We start from the raw sequence: 15004 nt of genomic DNA, 5'->3' as shown, positions 1-15004 counted from the left end.
GACCTGGCCGGAGGTCCCCTGACACAGGGACGGACCACTCGGGCACGGGTACGGATCGAAGAGGGGCGGAATCCAGGGTGAGCGCGTCAGGCACCGCGGCGACCGGGCAGGTCGAGCACATGCTGCGCCAGGTGACTCCCGGGCGCTACGACGCGTACGAGGCACTTCTGCACGCCCTCGCCGATCCCGCCGGTGGCCGGATCTGGATGCTGCTGTGGCACGGACAGCCCGGTTCCCCCGATGCGCAGTACGGGAACATGGAGGTCGACGGCGTCGGCTACGCGCCGTGCGTCACCTCCGCGCAGGAGCTCGCCGTCTCCGGCTGGAGCCGCGCGCACGAGGTCGTCACCGGCCGGGACATCGCCCGTGCCCTGTACCCCGAGCGCTGGGGCATCTGGCTCAACCCGCACGCGCAGGGCGGCGGCGTCGGCATCCCGTGGCTGGATCTGCGCCGCATCGCCACCGGACTCGACCGGATGCCCGCGGGCCCGCTGCGACTGTCGGACCCGGCCGTCGAGATCCCCCAGTTCTACGCGCTGCTCACACAGAACGCGCACCGCACGCCGGCCGTGCGCTCGCTGCGCCGCGCCTGGGTGCAGCCGGCCGTCGGGCCCGCGTACCTCGCCATCGGGCTCGATCTGTACGACGCCGGACCGCAGGCGGTCGACGCGGCGCGGGCGATGATGCAGCAGTCGATCGGCGCGGTCCCGGACGGGCTGCCGGTCTCCACGGTCGCGCTGTCCGATGAGTACGACCCGGTGACGATGTGGATGCGGGCGAACGCCCGGCCCTTCTACGACCGCGAGGCGCACGGCGGGGCCCAGCCGGCCGGCGGTTACGGTTACCCGCCCGTGGGCGCTCGCTGACCGGTCCTCGAACTCTTGCGGATACCGGGAATGTTCGTCCCCCGTGCAGGGATGTCCCGTATCCGGCCGGTTTGTTGGGCGTCCGGGTCTCGACTAGGTATCACCGTTATCCGGACCGTTCTCCCAGGTGACTCCCGTCTGTAGTGTTCGGCCGGTCAAGACTTCCACATGGTGAACCAGGGGTGGACCCATGCGAATTTTCAAGTCCGGGCCTGTCCGGGCGATCACGGCGGTGATAGCCGTCGGCCTGATCGCGACAGGTTGCGCCAGCGAGCGGGACAAGGGCGGTGACAAGGCGGCGAAGGACACCTTCGTCTTCGCCGGCGCCGGTGACCCCGGTTCTCTGGACCCCGCTCTCGCGAGCGACGGTGAGACCTTCCGCGTCACGCGCCAGGCCTTCGAGGCGCTGCTCGAGCACGAGTCCGGTGGCAGCAAGCTCGTCGGCGGGCTCGCGGAGAAGTGGTCCAGCAACCCGGCCGGCACCGTGTGGACGTTCAACCTCCGCAAGAACGTGAAGTTCCACGACGGCGAGGCGCTCAACGCCGCCGCCGTCTGCGCGAACTACGACCACTGGTTCAACTGGAAGGGCACGTACCAGTCCAGCGCGGTCTCCTACTACTGGCAGACCATCATGGGCGGGTTCGCGAAGAACGAGGACCCCGAGGCCCCGAAGGCGAACTACAAGTCCTGCACCGCCAAGGACGAGAACACCGCCGTCATCGAGGTCAACGAGCCCTCTGCCAATCTGCCCGGAGGCTTCTCCCTGCAGGCCCTGGCGATCCACTCGCCGAAGGCGATCAAGGAGTACGCGAAGCAGGACGCGACCGCCAAGGGCGACGCGATCACGTATCCCAAGTACAGCCAGGAGGCCGGCACGGTCGCCGGCACCGGCCCGTACAAGATCGTGAAGTGGAACAAGGGCAACAAGGAAGTCTCCCTCGAGCGCTTCGACGACTACTGGGGCGAGAAGGCCAAGATCAAGAACCTGGTCTTCCGCACGATCGACACCGAGGAGGGCCGTCGCCAGGCCCTGCAGGCCGGTGACATCAACGGCTACGACCTCGTCGCCCCGGCCGATGTGAAGACCCTGGAGGGCGAGGGCTACCAGGTCCCGACCCGTGACGTCTTCAACATCTTCTACGTCGGCATGACGCAGTCGAAGAACCCGGCGCTGAAGAAGCCCGAGGTCCGCCAGGCCATCACGCACGCCATCGACCGCGAGCACCTGGTCAAGACCCAGCTGCCCGAGGGCGGCAAGGCCGCGTCCCAGTTCATGCCCGACACGGTCGCCGGCTTCTCGGACAAGGTGAAGACCTACCCGTTCGACACCAACAAGGCCAAGGAGCTCCTCAAGAAGGCGGGTGAGGAGAACCTCAAGATCGAGTTCTGCTACCCGACCGAGGTCACCCGCCCGTACATGCCCGCCCCGCAGGACATGTTCGAGCTGATGAAGGCCGACCTGGAGAAGGCCGGCATCACCGTCACCCCGAAGGCCATGAAGTGGGCCCCGGACTACCTGGACGCCACCGAGGCGGGCTCCTGCGCCCTGCACATGCTCGGCTGGACCGGTGACTTCAACGACGGCTACAACTTCATCGGCACCTGGTTCGCCGGGCCGGACAAGCAGTGGGGCTTCAAGGACAAGAAGGTCTTCGACGCGGTCAACGCCGCCTCGAAGGTCACCGACCCCGCCGGCCGCACCGAGGCCTACAAGAAGGCCAACGAGGCGATCATGGAGTACGTCCCGGGCATCCCGATCTCGTCCTCCCCGCCGGCCATCGCCTTCGGCAAGAACATCAACCCGCCGAACGTCTCTCCGCTGACGCAGGAGAACTTCGCCGAGACCTCCTTCAAGTAATCGCACACCAGCGGGTCCGCCCGGCCACTGCTCCAGGTGGCCGGGCGGACCCGCATCGACGCACGTGAGAAAGGGGCATGCGGGGTGCTGCGACTTGTCATACGACGACTGCTACAGCTCATTCCCACCCTGCTCGGCCTGTCGGTTCTCCTCTTCCTGTGGCTGAACCGGCTGCCCGGCGGACCCGCCTCAGCGATCCTGGGCGAGCGGGCGACCGAAGCCGAAGTGGCACGCATCAACCGAGCGCTGGGACTGGACGAGCCCGTCCACGTCCAGTACTGGCGCTTCCTCAAGCGCATCTTCGAACTGGACCTCGGCACCTCCACCCAGACCGGCCAGCCGGTGTGGGAGGAATTCACCCTGCGCTTCCCGGCCACGGTGGAACTCAGCATCGCCGCGATCCTCATCGCGGTCGCCGTCGGCATCCCGCTCGGCTACCTGGCCGCCAAGCGCCGCGGAGGCTGGCTCGACGTCGCCTCGGTGTCGGGATCGCTGATCGGCATCTGTATCCCGGTGTTCTTCCTCGCCCTGCTCCTCAAGGGCATTTTCGCCGTCGAGCTGGGCATCTTCCCGAGCTACGGGCGGCTGTCGACCGGTCTGAACGCCACGGACGTCACCGGATTCGCGGTGCTGGACGGTCTCCTGACCGGCGAACTCGACGCCAGCTGGGACGCGATCATGCACCTGGTGCTCCCCGCCGTCGCGCTCGCCTCCATCCCGCTCGCGGTCATCGTGCGCATGACCCGCGCCAGCGTTCTCGAGGTCCTCGGCGAGGACTACATCCGCACCGCCGAGTCCAAGGGTCTGGACAAGCGCGTCGTGCGAGGCCGGCACGTCCTGCGCAACGCGATGCTGCCGGTGGTCACCGCCGTCGGTCTGCTGACCGGCAGCCTGCTGTCGGGTGCGGTGCTGACCGAGTCGGTGTTCTCCTTCGGCGGCATCGGCTCCTTCATCCGCACCTCGATCGACGCCCGGGACTACCCGGTGCTCGTCGGGTTCATCCTCTTCATCGCGATGGTGTACGTCCTCATCAACCTGCTGGTCGACCTCGCGTACAGCATCATCGACCCGAGAGTGCGGGTGCACTGACGTGACGACCATGACCAAGAAAGCTGACAGGATCGACCGGCTCGCCGAGTTGATGCAGCAGACCGAGGTGACCTCGGGCGCCAGTCTGTGGCGCGAGGCGATGCGGCGCCTGAAGTCCAGCAAGATGGCCGTCATCGGCGTGGTCATCATCGCCGCGTTCGTCGTCCTTGCGGTCATCGGCCCCTGGATCGCCCCGCACGCCCCCACCGCACAGACCTGGCGCGACGAAGTCCTGGCCAACCAGGGCAAGTTCGTCGGCATGCGCGGCGAGAACTGGTTCGGCCTGGACCACCTCGGCCGTGACATGTTCTCCCGCATGCTCGTCGGAGCCCGGCAGACCCTGCTCGTCGGCGTCGTCTCGATGCTCATCGGCCTGGTCGTCGGCGCGGTCGTGGGCGTGGTGTCCGGAGCCGCCGCCACCCTCGGCGGCCGGCCCGGCCAGCGGCTCGACACGGTGATCATGCGGATCACCGACATCATGCTGTCGCTGCCGTCGCTGCTGCTCGCGGTCTCCATCGCCGCGGTGATGGGCCAGTCCCTGACGACCGTGATGATCGCCGTGGGTGTCGTCCAGATCCCCATCTTCGCCCGTCTGCTGCGCGGTTCGATGCTCGCCCAGGGCGGCGCCGACTACGTACTGGCGGCGAAGGCGCTCGGCGTACGCCGGAAGCGGATCGTTCTCACCCAGATCCTGCCGAACTCGCTGAGTCCGGTCATCGTCCAGGCGACGCTCAGCCTCGCCACCGCGATCATCGAGGCGGCCGCCCTGTCCTACCTGGGCCTCGGCAATCCCGACCCGGCGATCCCGGAGTGGGGCGTCATGCTCTCGCAGGCACAGCGGTTCTTCGACAACGAGCCGATGATGGCGGTCTATCCGGCGGTCGGCATCATCATCACCGCCCTTGGCTTCACCCTGCTCGGCGAGGCCATGCGCGAAGCCCTCGACCCGAAGCTGCGAGGCTGAAGTCCCATGGCACTGCTTACTGTTGACGAACTCAGCGTCACCTTCGGCGGCCGTGGCCGCAAGGAGTCCACGGCGGTCGACGGCGTCTCCTTCGACGTCGACCAGGGCCAGGTGGTGGGACTGGTCGGCGAGTCGGGCTGCGGCAAGTCCGTGACCTCGCTCGCGCTGATGGGCCTGCTGCCGGCCAAGGGCGTGAAGATCGGCGGACGTGCCGACTTCGACGGTCGGAACCTGCTCACCATGAGCCCGCGCAAGCTGCGGGACATGCGCGGCAGCCAGCTGGCGATGATCTTCCAGGACCCGTTGTCCTCGCTGAACCCGGTGGTGCCCATCGGCGTCCAGGTCACCGAGATCCTCCAGCGCCACCGCGGACTGAAGGGGGAGGCCGCCCGCAAGGAGGCCGCTCACCTGCTGGACAGGGTCGGCATCCCCGACCCGAACCGGCGGCTGAAGGAGTACCCGCACCAGCTCTCCGGAGGCATGCGCCAGCGCGCGCTCATCGCCATGGCGGTGGCCTGCGCGCCTCGGCTGCTCATCGCCGACGAGCCGACGACCGCGCTGGACGTGACCATCCAGGCGCAGATCCTCGAACTGCTCAAGGAACTGGTCGACCAGGAGGGCACCGCCCTGCTGATGATCACCCACGACCTGGGTGTCGTCGCCGGCCTGTGCGACCAGGTCAACGTGCTGTACGCGGGCCGGGCGGTGGAGTCGGCGGGCCGCCGCGAGCTGTTCGCGCACCCCACCCACCCGTACGCGCACGGTCTGCTCGGCTCCATCCCGCGGCTCGACGCGCCGCGCGGCGAGCCGCTCAACCCGATCCGCGGATCCATCAACGACAAGATCGCCTGGGCCGACGGCTGCGCCTTCGCGCCCCGTTGCGACTTCTACACGATGGAGTGCCTGACCGGCACACCCGAACTGACCGAACCACGCGCGGCCGGCCACCAGGTGCGCTGCGTCAACCCGGTCCTTCCCAAGCCCAAGGCGGAGGTCTCGGCATGAGCTTGCTCGAACTCGACGATGTGAAGGTCCATTTCCCGGTCAGGAAGGGCATCTTCTTCGACCGCACCGTGGGCCACGTGTACGCCGTCGACGGTGTCTCGCTCAAGGTCGAGGCGGGGCAGACGTACGGCCTGGTGGGCGAGTCGGGCTGCGGCAAGACGACTCTGGGCAGGGCGGTCCTGCGGCTGGTGGACATCACCGGCGGCGAGGTCGTCTTCGACGGCACGGACCTGGCGAAGCTGCCGAACGAGGAGATGCGCGGCTTCCGCCGCCGGCTGCAGATGGTCTTCCAGGACCCGCTGGGCAGCCTCAACCCGCGGCAGAACATCGAGTCGATCCTGAGCGAGGGCATGGCCGCGCACGGCATCGGCAAGGACCAGAAGGAACGCCGCGAGAAGATCAAGGAGATCCTGTCCAAGGTCGGCCTTCCGGCGAACGCGCTGTCCCGTTACCCGCACGAGTTCTCGGGCGGGCAGCGCCAGCGCATCGGCATCGCGCGTGCGCTGGTCCTCGAACCGGACCTGATCATCTGCGACGAGCCGGTGTCGGCGCTGGACGTCTCCATCCAGGCGCAGGTCATCAACCTCCTGGAGGAACTGCAGGAGTCCCTCGGGCTCACGTACCTCGTCATCGCCCACGACCTCGCCGTCGTCCGGCACATCTCCGACGTCATCGGGGTCATGTACCTGGGCGGCCTGGTGGAGGAGGCGCCGAGCGACGCCCTCTACGCGGGGCCCAAGCACCCGTACACCAAGGCGCTGATGTCCGCGGTGCCGGTGCCGGACCCGGAGGTCGAGGACCGGCGGGAGCGGATCCTGCTCCACGGCGACCTGCCCTCGCCCGCCAACCCGCCGGCCGGCTGCCGCTTCCACACGCGGTGCCCCTGGGCGCAGGACACGCTGTGCGCCACGGACCGGCCGAAGCTGACGGACCTGGGCGACGGGCACAAGGTGGCCTGCCACTTCGCGAAGGAGATCGAGGAGGGAACGGTCGCGCAGACCCGGGCGACCGGGATCGAGGCGGTCGTGGGCACGGAGTCGGTCGCCGCCGAGGGCCCCGGCGCGGTGGCCTCCGAGGAGGACGGTGCGCCGGAGCCGGCGGAGGCGGAGAAGCCGGTGACGACGTCGGGTGCCGTCGCCGTCGCCGTTGCCGACGGCGACGCGTCCGACGAGGCGGCCGGTACCGAGCCGGTGGCTGAGGAGCCGAGCGACGAGCCGGACGCCACGGACGCCACGGACGGCGCAGAAGCAGAGGACTCCGCAGAGGAGGCGCCCGCGGACACGGCGGCGATCCCGGAACAGCCCGGGGCAGACGATGCGGCCGCGCCCGCCGAGACCGCAGCCAAGGGGGCCACCGCGTCCGAGTGACGGGCGGGGCCACCGGACACGGCACAATCGTCCGGTGTTCCAAGAACTGTTCACGCCCTCCGTCCAGCATGCGCTCGACCTCGTCGGGATCTTCGTCTTCGCGATCTCCGGGGCGCTGCTCGCCGTACGCAAGAACTTCGACGTGTTCGGCATCGCCGTGCTCGCCGAGGTCACGGCGCTGGGCGGAGGGCTGCTGCGTGACCTGATCATCGGGGCCGTGCCGCCCGCGGCCTTCACCGACCTCGGGTACTTCCTGATGCCCCTGGTGGCCACTGTCATCGTCTTCTTCCTCCATCCGCACGTGGAGCGCATCCAGGCCGGCGTCAACGTCTTCGACGCGGCGGGTCTCGGGCTGTTCTGCGTGGCCGGCACGACCAAGGCGTACGAGTACGGTCTCGGCCTCACGTTCTCGGCGGCGCTCGGACTGGCCACGGCGGTCGGCGGCGGTGTGCTGCGCGACGTGCTGGCCAACGAGATTCCGTCGCTGCTGCGCTGGGACCGTGACCTGTACGCCGTGCCCGCCATGGTGGGCGCGACGATGGTCGTCCTGTGCATTCGTTTCGACGCCCTGAACGCGGTGACGAGCGGACTGGCGGCGGTGACCGCGTTCGTGCTGCGACTGCTGGCGATGCGCTACCACTGGCGCGCGCCGCGCGCCTGGAACCGGCGGTCGGAGGCGACCGAGGAAAAAGCTACCGCTCAGTAATTGTTTGTTGTACGGTATCGGCATGGCTGAGGCAGCACAGACGGCGCGCGCGACCGTCGGGGACAGTGAGTTCGACCGCGACACCGCGGTCACCCTGCGCGAGACCGGTGTCTACGACGCCGAGCTCTCGGCCGGCTGGACGATCATCCACGCGGTGAACGGCGGCTACCTGCTCGCGATGCTGGGCCGGGCGCTCGGGGACGCGCTGCCGCACCCGGACCCGTTCACGGTCTCCGCGCACTACCTGACGGCGTCCCAGCCGGGCCCGGCGGTGATCCGTACCGAGGTGATCCGCACCGGCCGCACGCTCTCCACCGGTCAGGCGTCGCTCCTCCAGTTCGCGGAGGACGGCACGGAGGTGGAACGCATCCGGGTGCTCGCCTCGTACGGCGACCTGGACGCGCTCCCGGACGATGTGCGCACCTCGGCGAAGCCGCCGGCGATCCCGCCGGTGGAGCACTGCCTCGGCCCCTCGGACGGTCCGGCGCCCATCCCCGGCAGCTCGGCGATCACCGAGCGCCTGGACATCAAGCTGGACCCGGCGACGGTCGGCTGGGCGATCGGCGCGCCCTCGGGCAAGGGCGAGATGCGGGGCTGGTTCGCGCTGGCGGACGGGCGTGACGCGGACCCGCTGTCGCTGCTGCTGACGGTGGACGCGCTGCCGCCGACGTCGTTCGAGCTGGGCCTGACGGGCTGGACGCCGACCGTGGAACTGACGACGCACGTGCGCTGCCGCCCGGCACCGGGCCCGCTGCGTGTCTCGATCACGACGCGCAACCTGGCGGGCGGGTTCCTGGAGGAGGACGCGGAGGTCTGGGACTCGGCGGACCGCCTGGTGGCCCAGTCCCGCCAGCTCGCCAAGGCTCCCCGCGGCTGACGCCCGGGGCGCTGCCCCTTGCCGTGATGCGCCCGCGCGCATCCCTCGCCCGCGCCCGTGAGGCTGTCCTCGCGGGCGCCGCGCCGTTCACGGGCGCTCCCCAGAGGGTCACCCCCTCAGTCCAGCCAGTGTTCCCGCCCCAGGTTCACCAGCCTCAACCGCCTCCGCGCCAGCCCGCTCACCCGTTCCTCGCCCTCAGGCCCCGCCTCCAGGAACGACGACGCCGTCATCATCATGTGGTCGACGTACATCCCCGCCAGCATGTGCAGATCGTCCTCACTCCATCCCTGCGCCCCCGCGTCGTGCGCGAACACCGCCGCCACTTCGTCGGTGAACCGCCGCAGCTGCTCGGCTATCGCTTCCCGTACCGGCGCCACACCGCCATGGCGTTCGCGCGCGACGAAGCGCACATGTGCCGGCGAGGTCCGCACCAGGTCGGCGATCAGCGCCACCGTGCGGTCGATGCGCGCCGAGTGGGCGGGCTCGGTCAGGGCCTCCGCGATCGTCGCGTGGAGGCTGCCGAGCGTCTCCTCGACGAGCGCGACGCCGAGGTCGGCCATGTCCCGGAAGTGCCGGTAGAACGCGGTCGGCGCGACACCCACGGCCCGGGTCACCTCCCGCAGGCCCAGGCTGTTCAGGCTCTGCTCCTCGAGCAGCCGCAGCGCCGCGTCGAGGAGCGCCTGACGGGTCTTCTGCTTCTGTGCCTGCCGGATGCCGACGGTGTGACTCATGACATTCAGTAAACAACCGTTCTCCGGGAAGCCGAACAATAGACTGGAGAGTCAGTGAACACTCGTACTCTGAAAGTTCACCGAAAGGACGACCGTGATAGTCCTCGTCGCAGCACTCCTCCTCATGGGCGTGATGCTGGGCGCCGTGGTCCAACTCCCCACCTCCGTCTCCCTCGTGGCCGCCGCCGTCATCGGCTGCTGGCTGCTCGTCTTCGCGGTGCGCGAGCGCCGCGGCCGCCGCAACTGACCCCACAAGCGCCCCGGAAGGGGAAGAACGTCGTGCAACTCGCCAGGCCCCGACGCACGGACGAGCGGCGCAGGGACGCCGACAGCATGGCCGTCGCCGCCTTCGTACTCGGTCTCGTCGGGCTCCTCGTGATGAACATCGTGCTCGGCCCCACGGCCGTCGTACTCGCCGCGCTGGCCCTGCGGCGCGGCACCGGACGCCGCCGTCGCGCCCTCCTCGGGCTCGCCCTCGGCATCGCCGACCTCGTGGTCCTCGCCGTCCTCGTGACGGTGAACGGCTCGGTCGTCTGGGGCTTCGGCGCCTGAGCCGCCACCGGGCGCCGTCCGGGCCCGCGCCCGGGGAGAGCGCCCCCGCCCCCGCCAGGGACGCGCGCAGGAGGACCGTGCACCCCTGCGCCGCAGCCGCGCCCCCGCAGCGCCTCGTAGAATCGAGGCCACCATGGCATACCTCGACCACGCCGCGACCACTCCGATGCTTCCGGAGGCGGTCGAGGCGATGACCGCCCACCTCGCCGTCACCGGCAACGCCTCCGCGCTGCACGCCGCCGGGCGACGCGCCCGCCGTACCGTCGAGGAGGCCCGCGAGACGCTCGCCGAAGCCCTCGGCGCACGGCCCAGCGAAGTCGTCTTCACCTCCGGCGGCACCGAGGCCGACAACCTCGCCGTCAAGGGCCTGTACTGGTCGAGGCGCGACGCCGACCCGGCGCGGACCCGCGTCCTGGCCAGCCCCGTCGAGCACCACGCCGTCCTCGACGCCGTCGACTGGCTCGCCGAGCACGAGGGCGCGTCCGTCGAGTACCTGCCGGTCGACACGTATGGCAGGGTCCACCCCGACGCGCTGCGCGAGGCGATCGCGCGCAACCCCGACGACGTCGCGCTGGCCACCGTGATGTGGGCCAACAACGAGATCGGCACGGTCTTCCCCGTCGCCGAACTGGCCGAGGTCGCCCGGGAGTTCGGCATTCCGCTGCACGCCGACGCCGTACAGGCCGTCGGTCAGCTCGACGTCGACTTCGCCGCCTCGGGGCTCGCCGCGATGACCGTCTCCGCCCACAAGATCGGCGGCCCGTACGGCATCGGCGCGCTGCTGCTCGGCCGCGAGTACAGCCCCGTTCCCGTCCTGCACGGCGGCGGCCAGGAGCGGCACGTGCGCTCCGGCACGCTCGACGCCCCCGCCATCGCCTCCTTCGCCGTCGCCGGGCGGCTGGCCGCCGAACGCCGCGAGGACTTCGCCCGGGACATCGGTGCGCTGCGCGACGAGCTCGTGCGCGTGGTGCGCGCGGCCGTGCCGGACGCGATCCTCGGCGGCGACCCGGTCGACCGGCTGCCCGCCAACGCCCACTTCACCTTCCCCGGCTGCGAGGGCGACTCCCTGCTCCTGCTGCTGGACGCGCAGGGCATCGCATGCTCCACGGGCTCCGCCTGCACGGCGGGGGTCGCCCAGCCCAGCCACGTACTGCTCGCCACCGGCACCGATCCGGACCTGGCCCGCGGGACGCTGCGCTTCAGCCTCGGCCACACCTCCACGAAGGCCGACGTGGACGCGGTGGCCCAGGCCATCGGACCAGCGGTCGAACGGGCCCGTACGGCGGGACTCAGCTAGCGGGCCTCCGCGGGGGCGTGTCCTCGGGCCGTGCCCTGCTCGGCCGCCGCCTCCCGCACCAGCTTCATGTAGCGCTTCCAGTCCCAGTGCGGTCCCGGGTCCGTGTGGTCGGTCCCCGGGACCTCGATGTGGCCGATGATGTGCTCGCGGTCGACGGGTATCCCGTACCGCGCGCAGATGCCCGCCGTCAGCTTCGCCGACGCGCGGTACATCGCGTCCGTGAAATCCTGCGGGCGGTCCACGAAACCCTCGTGCTCGATGCCGATGCTGCGTTCGTTGAACGAGCGGTTGCCCGCGTGGTAGGCGACGTCCAGCTCCCGGATCATCTGCGCCACATGACCGTCCTTGCGGACCACGTAGTGCGTCGCCGCCCCGTGGAGCGGATCCTTGAAGACCTTCAGCGCCGTCGGATAGCTGCCCTGGACGACGTGGATGATCACGCGGTCGATCGTGTAGTCGTCGGGGCGGTCGGCCAGCCGCCAGTTCGCGGCGTTCGCCGCGATCCACTGCGCCCCGGCATGGTCGATCTCGCCCGGCTTGCGCGGCGTGCGCACCCACGGCATACCGCGCCAGACACGGCGTATCTCCTCGCCGGCCACCACGCCGCCGCCGACGACCGCGGCCCCGCCCCCGATCAGCACGGCCCGCCGGCTCACGCCACTCCTGCGCTTGCCGTGCTTCTTCTCGCTCCCCATGACGACCACAACGCTTACTCAGGAGTCATCGGTTCCCGGGGCCCGTACCCTGGTAGGGCTATGACTGAGACTTCCCCGCGGACAAAGACCTTCCCGCGCCCCCTCCGCGTGCTCGCCGCCATGTCCGGTGGCGTGGACTCCGCTGTTGCCGCCGCCCGCGCCGCCGAGGCCGGGCACGACGTCACCGGGGTCCACCTGGCGCTCTCCGCAAACCCGCAGTCGTTCCGTACGGGCGCCCGCGGCTGCTGCACCATCGAGGACTCGCGCGACGCCCGCCGCGCCGCGGACGTGATCGGCATCCCCTTCTACGTGTGGGACCTCGCCGAGCGCTTCCGTGAGGACGTGGTCGAGGACTTCATCGCCGAGTACGAGGCGGGCCGGACGCCCAACCCGTGCCTGCGGTGCAACGAGAAGATCAAGTTCGCCGCGCTGCTCGACAAGGCGCTCGCACTCGGCTTCGACGCCGTGTGCACCGGGCACTACGCGACCGTGGTCCTCAAGGAGGACGGCACGCGCGAGCTGCACCGCGCCAGCGACATGGCCAAGGACCAGTCGTACGTGCTCGGTGTCCTCGACGAGAAGCAGCTCGCCCACGCGATGTTCCCGCTCGGCGACACGCTCACCACCAAGGACGAGATCCGGGCCGAGGCCGAGCGGCGCGGGCTCGCGGTCGCGAAGAAGCCCGACAGCCACGACATCTGCTTCATCGCCGACGGCGACACCCAGGGCTTCCTGGCGAACCGCCTCGGCAAGGCGGAGGGCGACATCGTCGACGAGGCGGGCAACAGGGTGGGCAGCCACGACGGCGCGTTCGGCTTCACGATCGGCCAGCGCAAGGGCCTGCGCATCGGCCATCCCGCCCCGGACGGCAAGCCGCGCTACGTGCTCGACATCTCCCCGGTGAACAACACGGTGACGGTCGGTCCGGCCGAGGCCCTGGACGTCACCGCCCTGACGGCGATCAAGCCCCGCTGGTGCGGCGCGGCCCCCGAGGGCCCGGCGACGTACACCGCGCAGCTGCGCGCCCACGGCGGCGAGACGGAGGCGACGGCGGAGCTGGTGGACGGAGAGCTGCACGTCACCTTCACCGAGCCGGTCCGCGCGGTGGCCCCCGGCCAGGCGATCGTGCTCTACGACGGGACGCGTGTGGTCGGCTCGGCGACGATCGCGACGACGCGGCGGGCGACGGCGGTGGCCTGAGGCCGCGCTACCGGGCTGGGGCTGCGTCAGCGGGCGACGCAAATGACGCCGCCAGGGCCCGAGGACGATGGTGGGCGCGGGCTCGTGATCCGCGACCTGGTCGCCGACCACTGAGGTGGCTGCTGCCTGGACGAGACGCTGTTCGGCGGGGGCGGCGGGGTTATCTGGTTCGAGCTGCGTCTCGATGCAGCCCCGCCGACACCGGCCACGCTGGTGACCTGAGTACCTGGCCTTGTATCGCCACCGGCGGAGGCATCTCCCTGTCCTGGCCGGGGAGGGGCGTCCAAGGTCTGGGCTCTCCCGGCCCATCTGGCTCAATCTGCCTATGTTTTGGCGTCGTTGCTGCTGTGAATCCCTTCCTGGTCTCGGCCTAGAATGGCCGTCGGCGTATCGGCCGGACGGGGGAGGGGCGCGGTGGCGCGCGGGGGCGATGGGACAGAGGCGTCGCCGGACACGGGGACGTCGTTCGACAGTTTGTACGCGGTGAATCCGCAGCAGGCCTTGGCGATCGAGGCCCAGAAGATGAGGGGCTTCAAGAAGCGGGTCGACGATTTGCTGATCGTGCTCGACGGGTCGGAGGCCGCTCCCGGCAGGATGGGTGAGGACCGTGTGTCACGCGGCCAGCTGGGTTCCGCGGACTTCGGTGAGGCGCAGTTCCTGTTCGAGTCGTACACGATCGTCCACGACGAGTTGGAGAAGCTGTCGAAGGCCCTGGGTGCGCAGATCGAAGGTATGGGCCTTGCGGTGCACTCCTCCCAGGTGGGCTACGAGAACGTCGACCAGGACATCCGTGACCGCATGAAGGCGGTCAACGCCGAGGTGGAGTCGTACTACGACCGGGAGAGGGACCCGTTCGTCGAGCAGGGGCCGGAGAAGAAGGACGTGGCCAAGGAGACGAGCTTCTGATGGGCGGGAAGAAGCCGCAGCTCCGGCACACGGACTTCGAGTCGATGACGCACCAGCAGCTCGTCGCGCTGATCGCGTCAGCAAGCCCGGCGGGCGCGTCGAACCTGTCGACGAAGCTGGCCCAGGCCTCCTCGGCGATCACGAAGATCGGCGAGGACCTGAAGGAGTACGTGACGGGCCTGCCCTGGCACGGCGAGGGCGGCGACGCGTTCCGCGAGTGGGGCGCCCAGACGGCGAGCGCGACGCTGTGGCTGGGGGAGTACAGCAAGGGTGCGTCGCGCTGGATGGAGCTGGTCGCGCAGGCGATCAGCGAGGCGAAGGCAGCGATGCCTCCGATCTCGGAGACGACGCGGGCGCAGGCGGACCTGCGCAAGGCGGAGTCGGCGTATGGGGTCGCCACCGACCCGGCCAACCGCAACGACCCGGACGCGCGCGGCGCTGCACAGTCGGCGCAGTCCGACGCGGCGGCGGCCCAGGGCCGGCTGGACGCGGCCCGGTTCGAGGCGGCGCAGCGGCTGCGGAAGCTGGCGCAGACGTACGAGTTCACGGCACAGCAGGTGAACGCGGCGACGCCACCGACGTTCCCGCCGCCGGCGATGTACATGGACGCGAAGGAATGGCGCAAGCCGTCGGAGCAGCGGGATGCTGTGGACCGGACGCTGTCCGGCCTCCGGCGCTGCTCGGCCAGGGGCCGTTGGGTCCCGGCGGCGCGGGACGTCTGCCTCGCGACAGCGGCATCATCGGCGGACGCCCTCTGCCGCCGGCAGCTCCTGCGCGCGGGATCCCGCGCGCCACGGTGATCGGCGAGGAGGGAACGCCGGCTGCCCGGGGGCCGATGGGGTACGGCCCTGCGGCCGGTACGGGAGGTGGAGGCTCACGATCGGGCGTTGC

16 protein-coding genes are annotated in these 15004 nt (G+C 70.2%); 14 read left to right on the top strand and 2 right to left on the bottom strand.

The window, feature by feature from the left end; genetic code table 11:
* Positions 1–77: 77 nt before the first annotated feature.
* From QFZ82_RS13030 to QFZ82_RS12995, 8 genes are all read left to right on the top strand, one after another.
* A complete protein-coding gene (locus QFZ82_RS13030) occupies positions 78–866 on the top strand; it encodes an enhanced serine sensitivity protein SseB C-terminal domain-containing protein (RefSeq protein ID WP_307713325.1) in 789 nt (262 codons plus the stop codon).
* A 190-nt stretch (positions 867–1056) separates the two neighbouring features.
* Positions 1057–2724 carry an ABC transporter substrate-binding protein gene (locus tag QFZ82_RS13025; RefSeq protein ID WP_307713324.1) on the top strand — a complete coding sequence of 556 codons (1668 nt, stop codon included), beginning with the start codon at positions 1057–1059 and terminating at the stop codon, positions 2722–2724.
* Positions 2725–2808: 84 nt separating this feature from the next.
* Complete coding sequence (locus tag QFZ82_RS13020) at positions 2809–3813, top strand: ABC transporter permease (RefSeq protein ID WP_177147691.1); 1005 nt, start codon at positions 2809–2811, stop codon at positions 3811–3813.
* Positions 3814–3823: 10 nt separating this feature from the next.
* Positions 3824–4777, top strand: a complete 954-nt coding sequence (locus QFZ82_RS13015) for an ABC transporter permease (RefSeq protein WP_177147692.1) — start codon at positions 3824–3826, stop codon at positions 4775–4777.
* A gap of 6 nt (positions 4778–4783) precedes the next feature.
* A complete protein-coding gene (locus tag QFZ82_RS13010; RefSeq protein WP_307713323.1) occupies positions 4784–5782 on the top strand; it encodes an ABC transporter ATP-binding protein in 999 nt (332 codons plus the stop codon).
* Positions 5779–7149, top strand: a complete 1371-nt coding sequence (locus tag QFZ82_RS13005; RefSeq protein WP_307713322.1) for an ABC transporter ATP-binding protein — start codon at positions 5779–5781, stop codon at positions 7147–7149. The genes QFZ82_RS13010 and QFZ82_RS13005 overlap by 4 nt, the downstream gene beginning before the upstream one ends.
* Positions 7150–7183: 34 nt before the next feature.
* On the top strand, positions 7184–7855 hold the full coding sequence (locus QFZ82_RS13000) for a trimeric intracellular cation channel family protein (protein WP_307713321.1): 672 nt from the start codon (positions 7184–7186) through the stop codon (positions 7853–7855).
* Between the two features lie 22 nt (positions 7856–7877).
* Positions 7878–8732 (top strand): thioesterase family protein, encoded by an 855-nt coding sequence (locus QFZ82_RS12995; RefSeq protein ID WP_307713320.1) that lies wholly within the window; start codon positions 7878–7880, stop codon positions 8730–8732.
* Between the two features lie 116 nt (positions 8733–8848).
* Here QFZ82_RS12995 and QFZ82_RS12990 read toward each other — a convergent pair whose 3' ends face one another.
* Complete coding sequence (locus QFZ82_RS12990) at positions 8849–9463, bottom strand: TetR family transcriptional regulator (protein WP_307713319.1); 615 nt, start codon at positions 9461–9463, stop codon at positions 8849–8851.
* A gap of 94 nt (positions 9464–9557) precedes the next feature.
* Between QFZ82_RS12990 and QFZ82_RS12985 the strand changes: the two genes are divergently transcribed.
* The 3 genes from QFZ82_RS12985 (at position 9558) to QFZ82_RS12975 (ending at position 11312) form a co-directional block, all read left to right on the top strand.
* The gene (locus tag QFZ82_RS12985) at positions 9558–9710 is read left to right on the top strand and encodes a hypothetical protein (protein ID WP_307713318.1); all 153 of its coding nucleotides are present in this window, start codon (positions 9558–9560) and stop codon (positions 9708–9710) included.
* A gap of 32 nt (positions 9711–9742) precedes the next feature.
* Complete coding sequence (locus QFZ82_RS12980; protein ID WP_307713317.1) at positions 9743–10015, top strand: DUF4190 domain-containing protein; 273 nt, start codon at positions 9743–9745, stop codon at positions 10013–10015.
* A 133-nt stretch (positions 10016–10148) separates the two neighbouring features.
* A complete protein-coding gene (locus tag QFZ82_RS12975) occupies positions 10149–11312 on the top strand; it encodes a cysteine desulfurase family protein (protein WP_307713316.1) in 1164 nt (387 codons plus the stop codon).
* On the opposite strand, the gene QFZ82_RS12970 is transcribed toward QFZ82_RS12975, so the two are convergent.
* Positions 11309–12007: an N-acetylmuramoyl-L-alanine amidase gene (locus QFZ82_RS12970; RefSeq protein WP_307713315.1), complete on the bottom strand. Its 699-nt coding sequence runs from the start codon at positions 12005–12007 to the stop codon at positions 11309–11311. The genes QFZ82_RS12975 and QFZ82_RS12970 overlap by 4 nt on opposite strands.
* A gap of 60 nt (positions 12008–12067) precedes the next feature.
* On the opposite strand from QFZ82_RS12970, the gene mnmA reads away from it, so the two are divergent.
* The 3 genes from mnmA to QFZ82_RS12955 all read left to right on the top strand — a co-directional run bounded on the left by mnmA (position 12068) and on the right by QFZ82_RS12955 (position 14913).
* Complete coding sequence (gene mnmA / locus QFZ82_RS12965; RefSeq protein WP_307713314.1) at positions 12068–13207, top strand: tRNA 2-thiouridine(34) synthase MnmA; 1140 nt, start codon at positions 12068–12070, stop codon at positions 13205–13207.
* Between the two features lie 483 nt (positions 13208–13690).
* Positions 13691–14113 (top strand): hypothetical protein, encoded by a 423-nt coding sequence (locus QFZ82_RS12960; RefSeq protein ID WP_307713313.1) that lies wholly within the window; start codon positions 13691–13693, stop codon positions 14111–14113.
* Positions 14113–14913 carry a hypothetical protein gene (locus QFZ82_RS12955; protein ID WP_307713312.1) on the top strand — a complete coding sequence of 267 codons (801 nt, stop codon included), beginning with the start codon at positions 14113–14115 and terminating at the stop codon, positions 14911–14913. Before QFZ82_RS12960 ends, QFZ82_RS12955 begins: the two co-directional genes overlap by 1 nt.
* The last annotated feature ends 91 nt before the right edge of the window (positions 14914–15004 follow it).

It is taken from the genome of Streptomyces sp. V4I23, from assembly GCF_030817975.1.
In the GTDB taxonomy this organism is placed as follows: Bacteria; Actinomycetota; Actinomycetes; order Streptomycetales; family Streptomycetaceae; genus Streptomyces.
This window is presented reverse-complemented; position numbering and strand designations above follow the sequence as displayed.

What these genes read in the sequence shown, in the direction of transcription:
- QFZ82_RS13025 (WP_307713324.1), top strand. Translation starts at nt 1,057, where the DNA reads ATGCGAATTTTCAAGTCCGGGCCTGTCCGGGCGATCACGGCGGTGATA.
- QFZ82_RS12975 (WP_307713316.1), top strand. Translation starts at nt 10,149, where the DNA reads ATGGCATACCTCGACCACGCCGCGACCACTCCGATGCTTCCGGAGGCG.
- QFZ82_RS13015 (WP_177147692.1), top strand. Translation starts at nt 3,824, where the DNA reads ATGACCAAGAAAGCTGACAGGATCGACCGGCTCGCCGAGTTGATGCAG.
- QFZ82_RS12995 (WP_307713320.1), top strand. Translation starts at nt 7,878, where the DNA reads ATGGCTGAGGCAGCACAGACGGCGCGCGCGACCGTCGGGGACAGTGAG.
- QFZ82_RS12970 (WP_307713315.1), bottom strand. Translation starts at nt 12,007, where the DNA reads ATGGGGAGCGAGAAGAAGCACGGCAAGCGCAGGAGTGGCGTGAGCCGG.
- mnmA (WP_307713314.1), top strand. Translation starts at nt 12,068, where the DNA reads ATGACTGAGACTTCCCCGCGGACAAAGACCTTCCCGCGCCCCCTCCGC.
- QFZ82_RS12990 (WP_307713319.1), bottom strand. Translation starts at nt 9,463, where the DNA reads ATGAGTCACACCGTCGGCATCCGGCAGGCACAGAAGCAGAAGACCCGT.
- QFZ82_RS12955 (WP_307713312.1), top strand. Translation starts at nt 14,113, where the DNA reads ATGGGCGGGAAGAAGCCGCAGCTCCGGCACACGGACTTCGAGTCGATG.
- QFZ82_RS13010 (WP_307713323.1), top strand. Translation starts at nt 4,784, where the DNA reads ATGGCACTGCTTACTGTTGACGAACTCAGCGTCACCTTCGGCGGCCGT.
- QFZ82_RS13005 (WP_307713322.1), top strand. Translation starts at nt 5,779, where the DNA reads ATGAGCTTGCTCGAACTCGACGATGTGAAGGTCCATTTCCCGGTCAGG.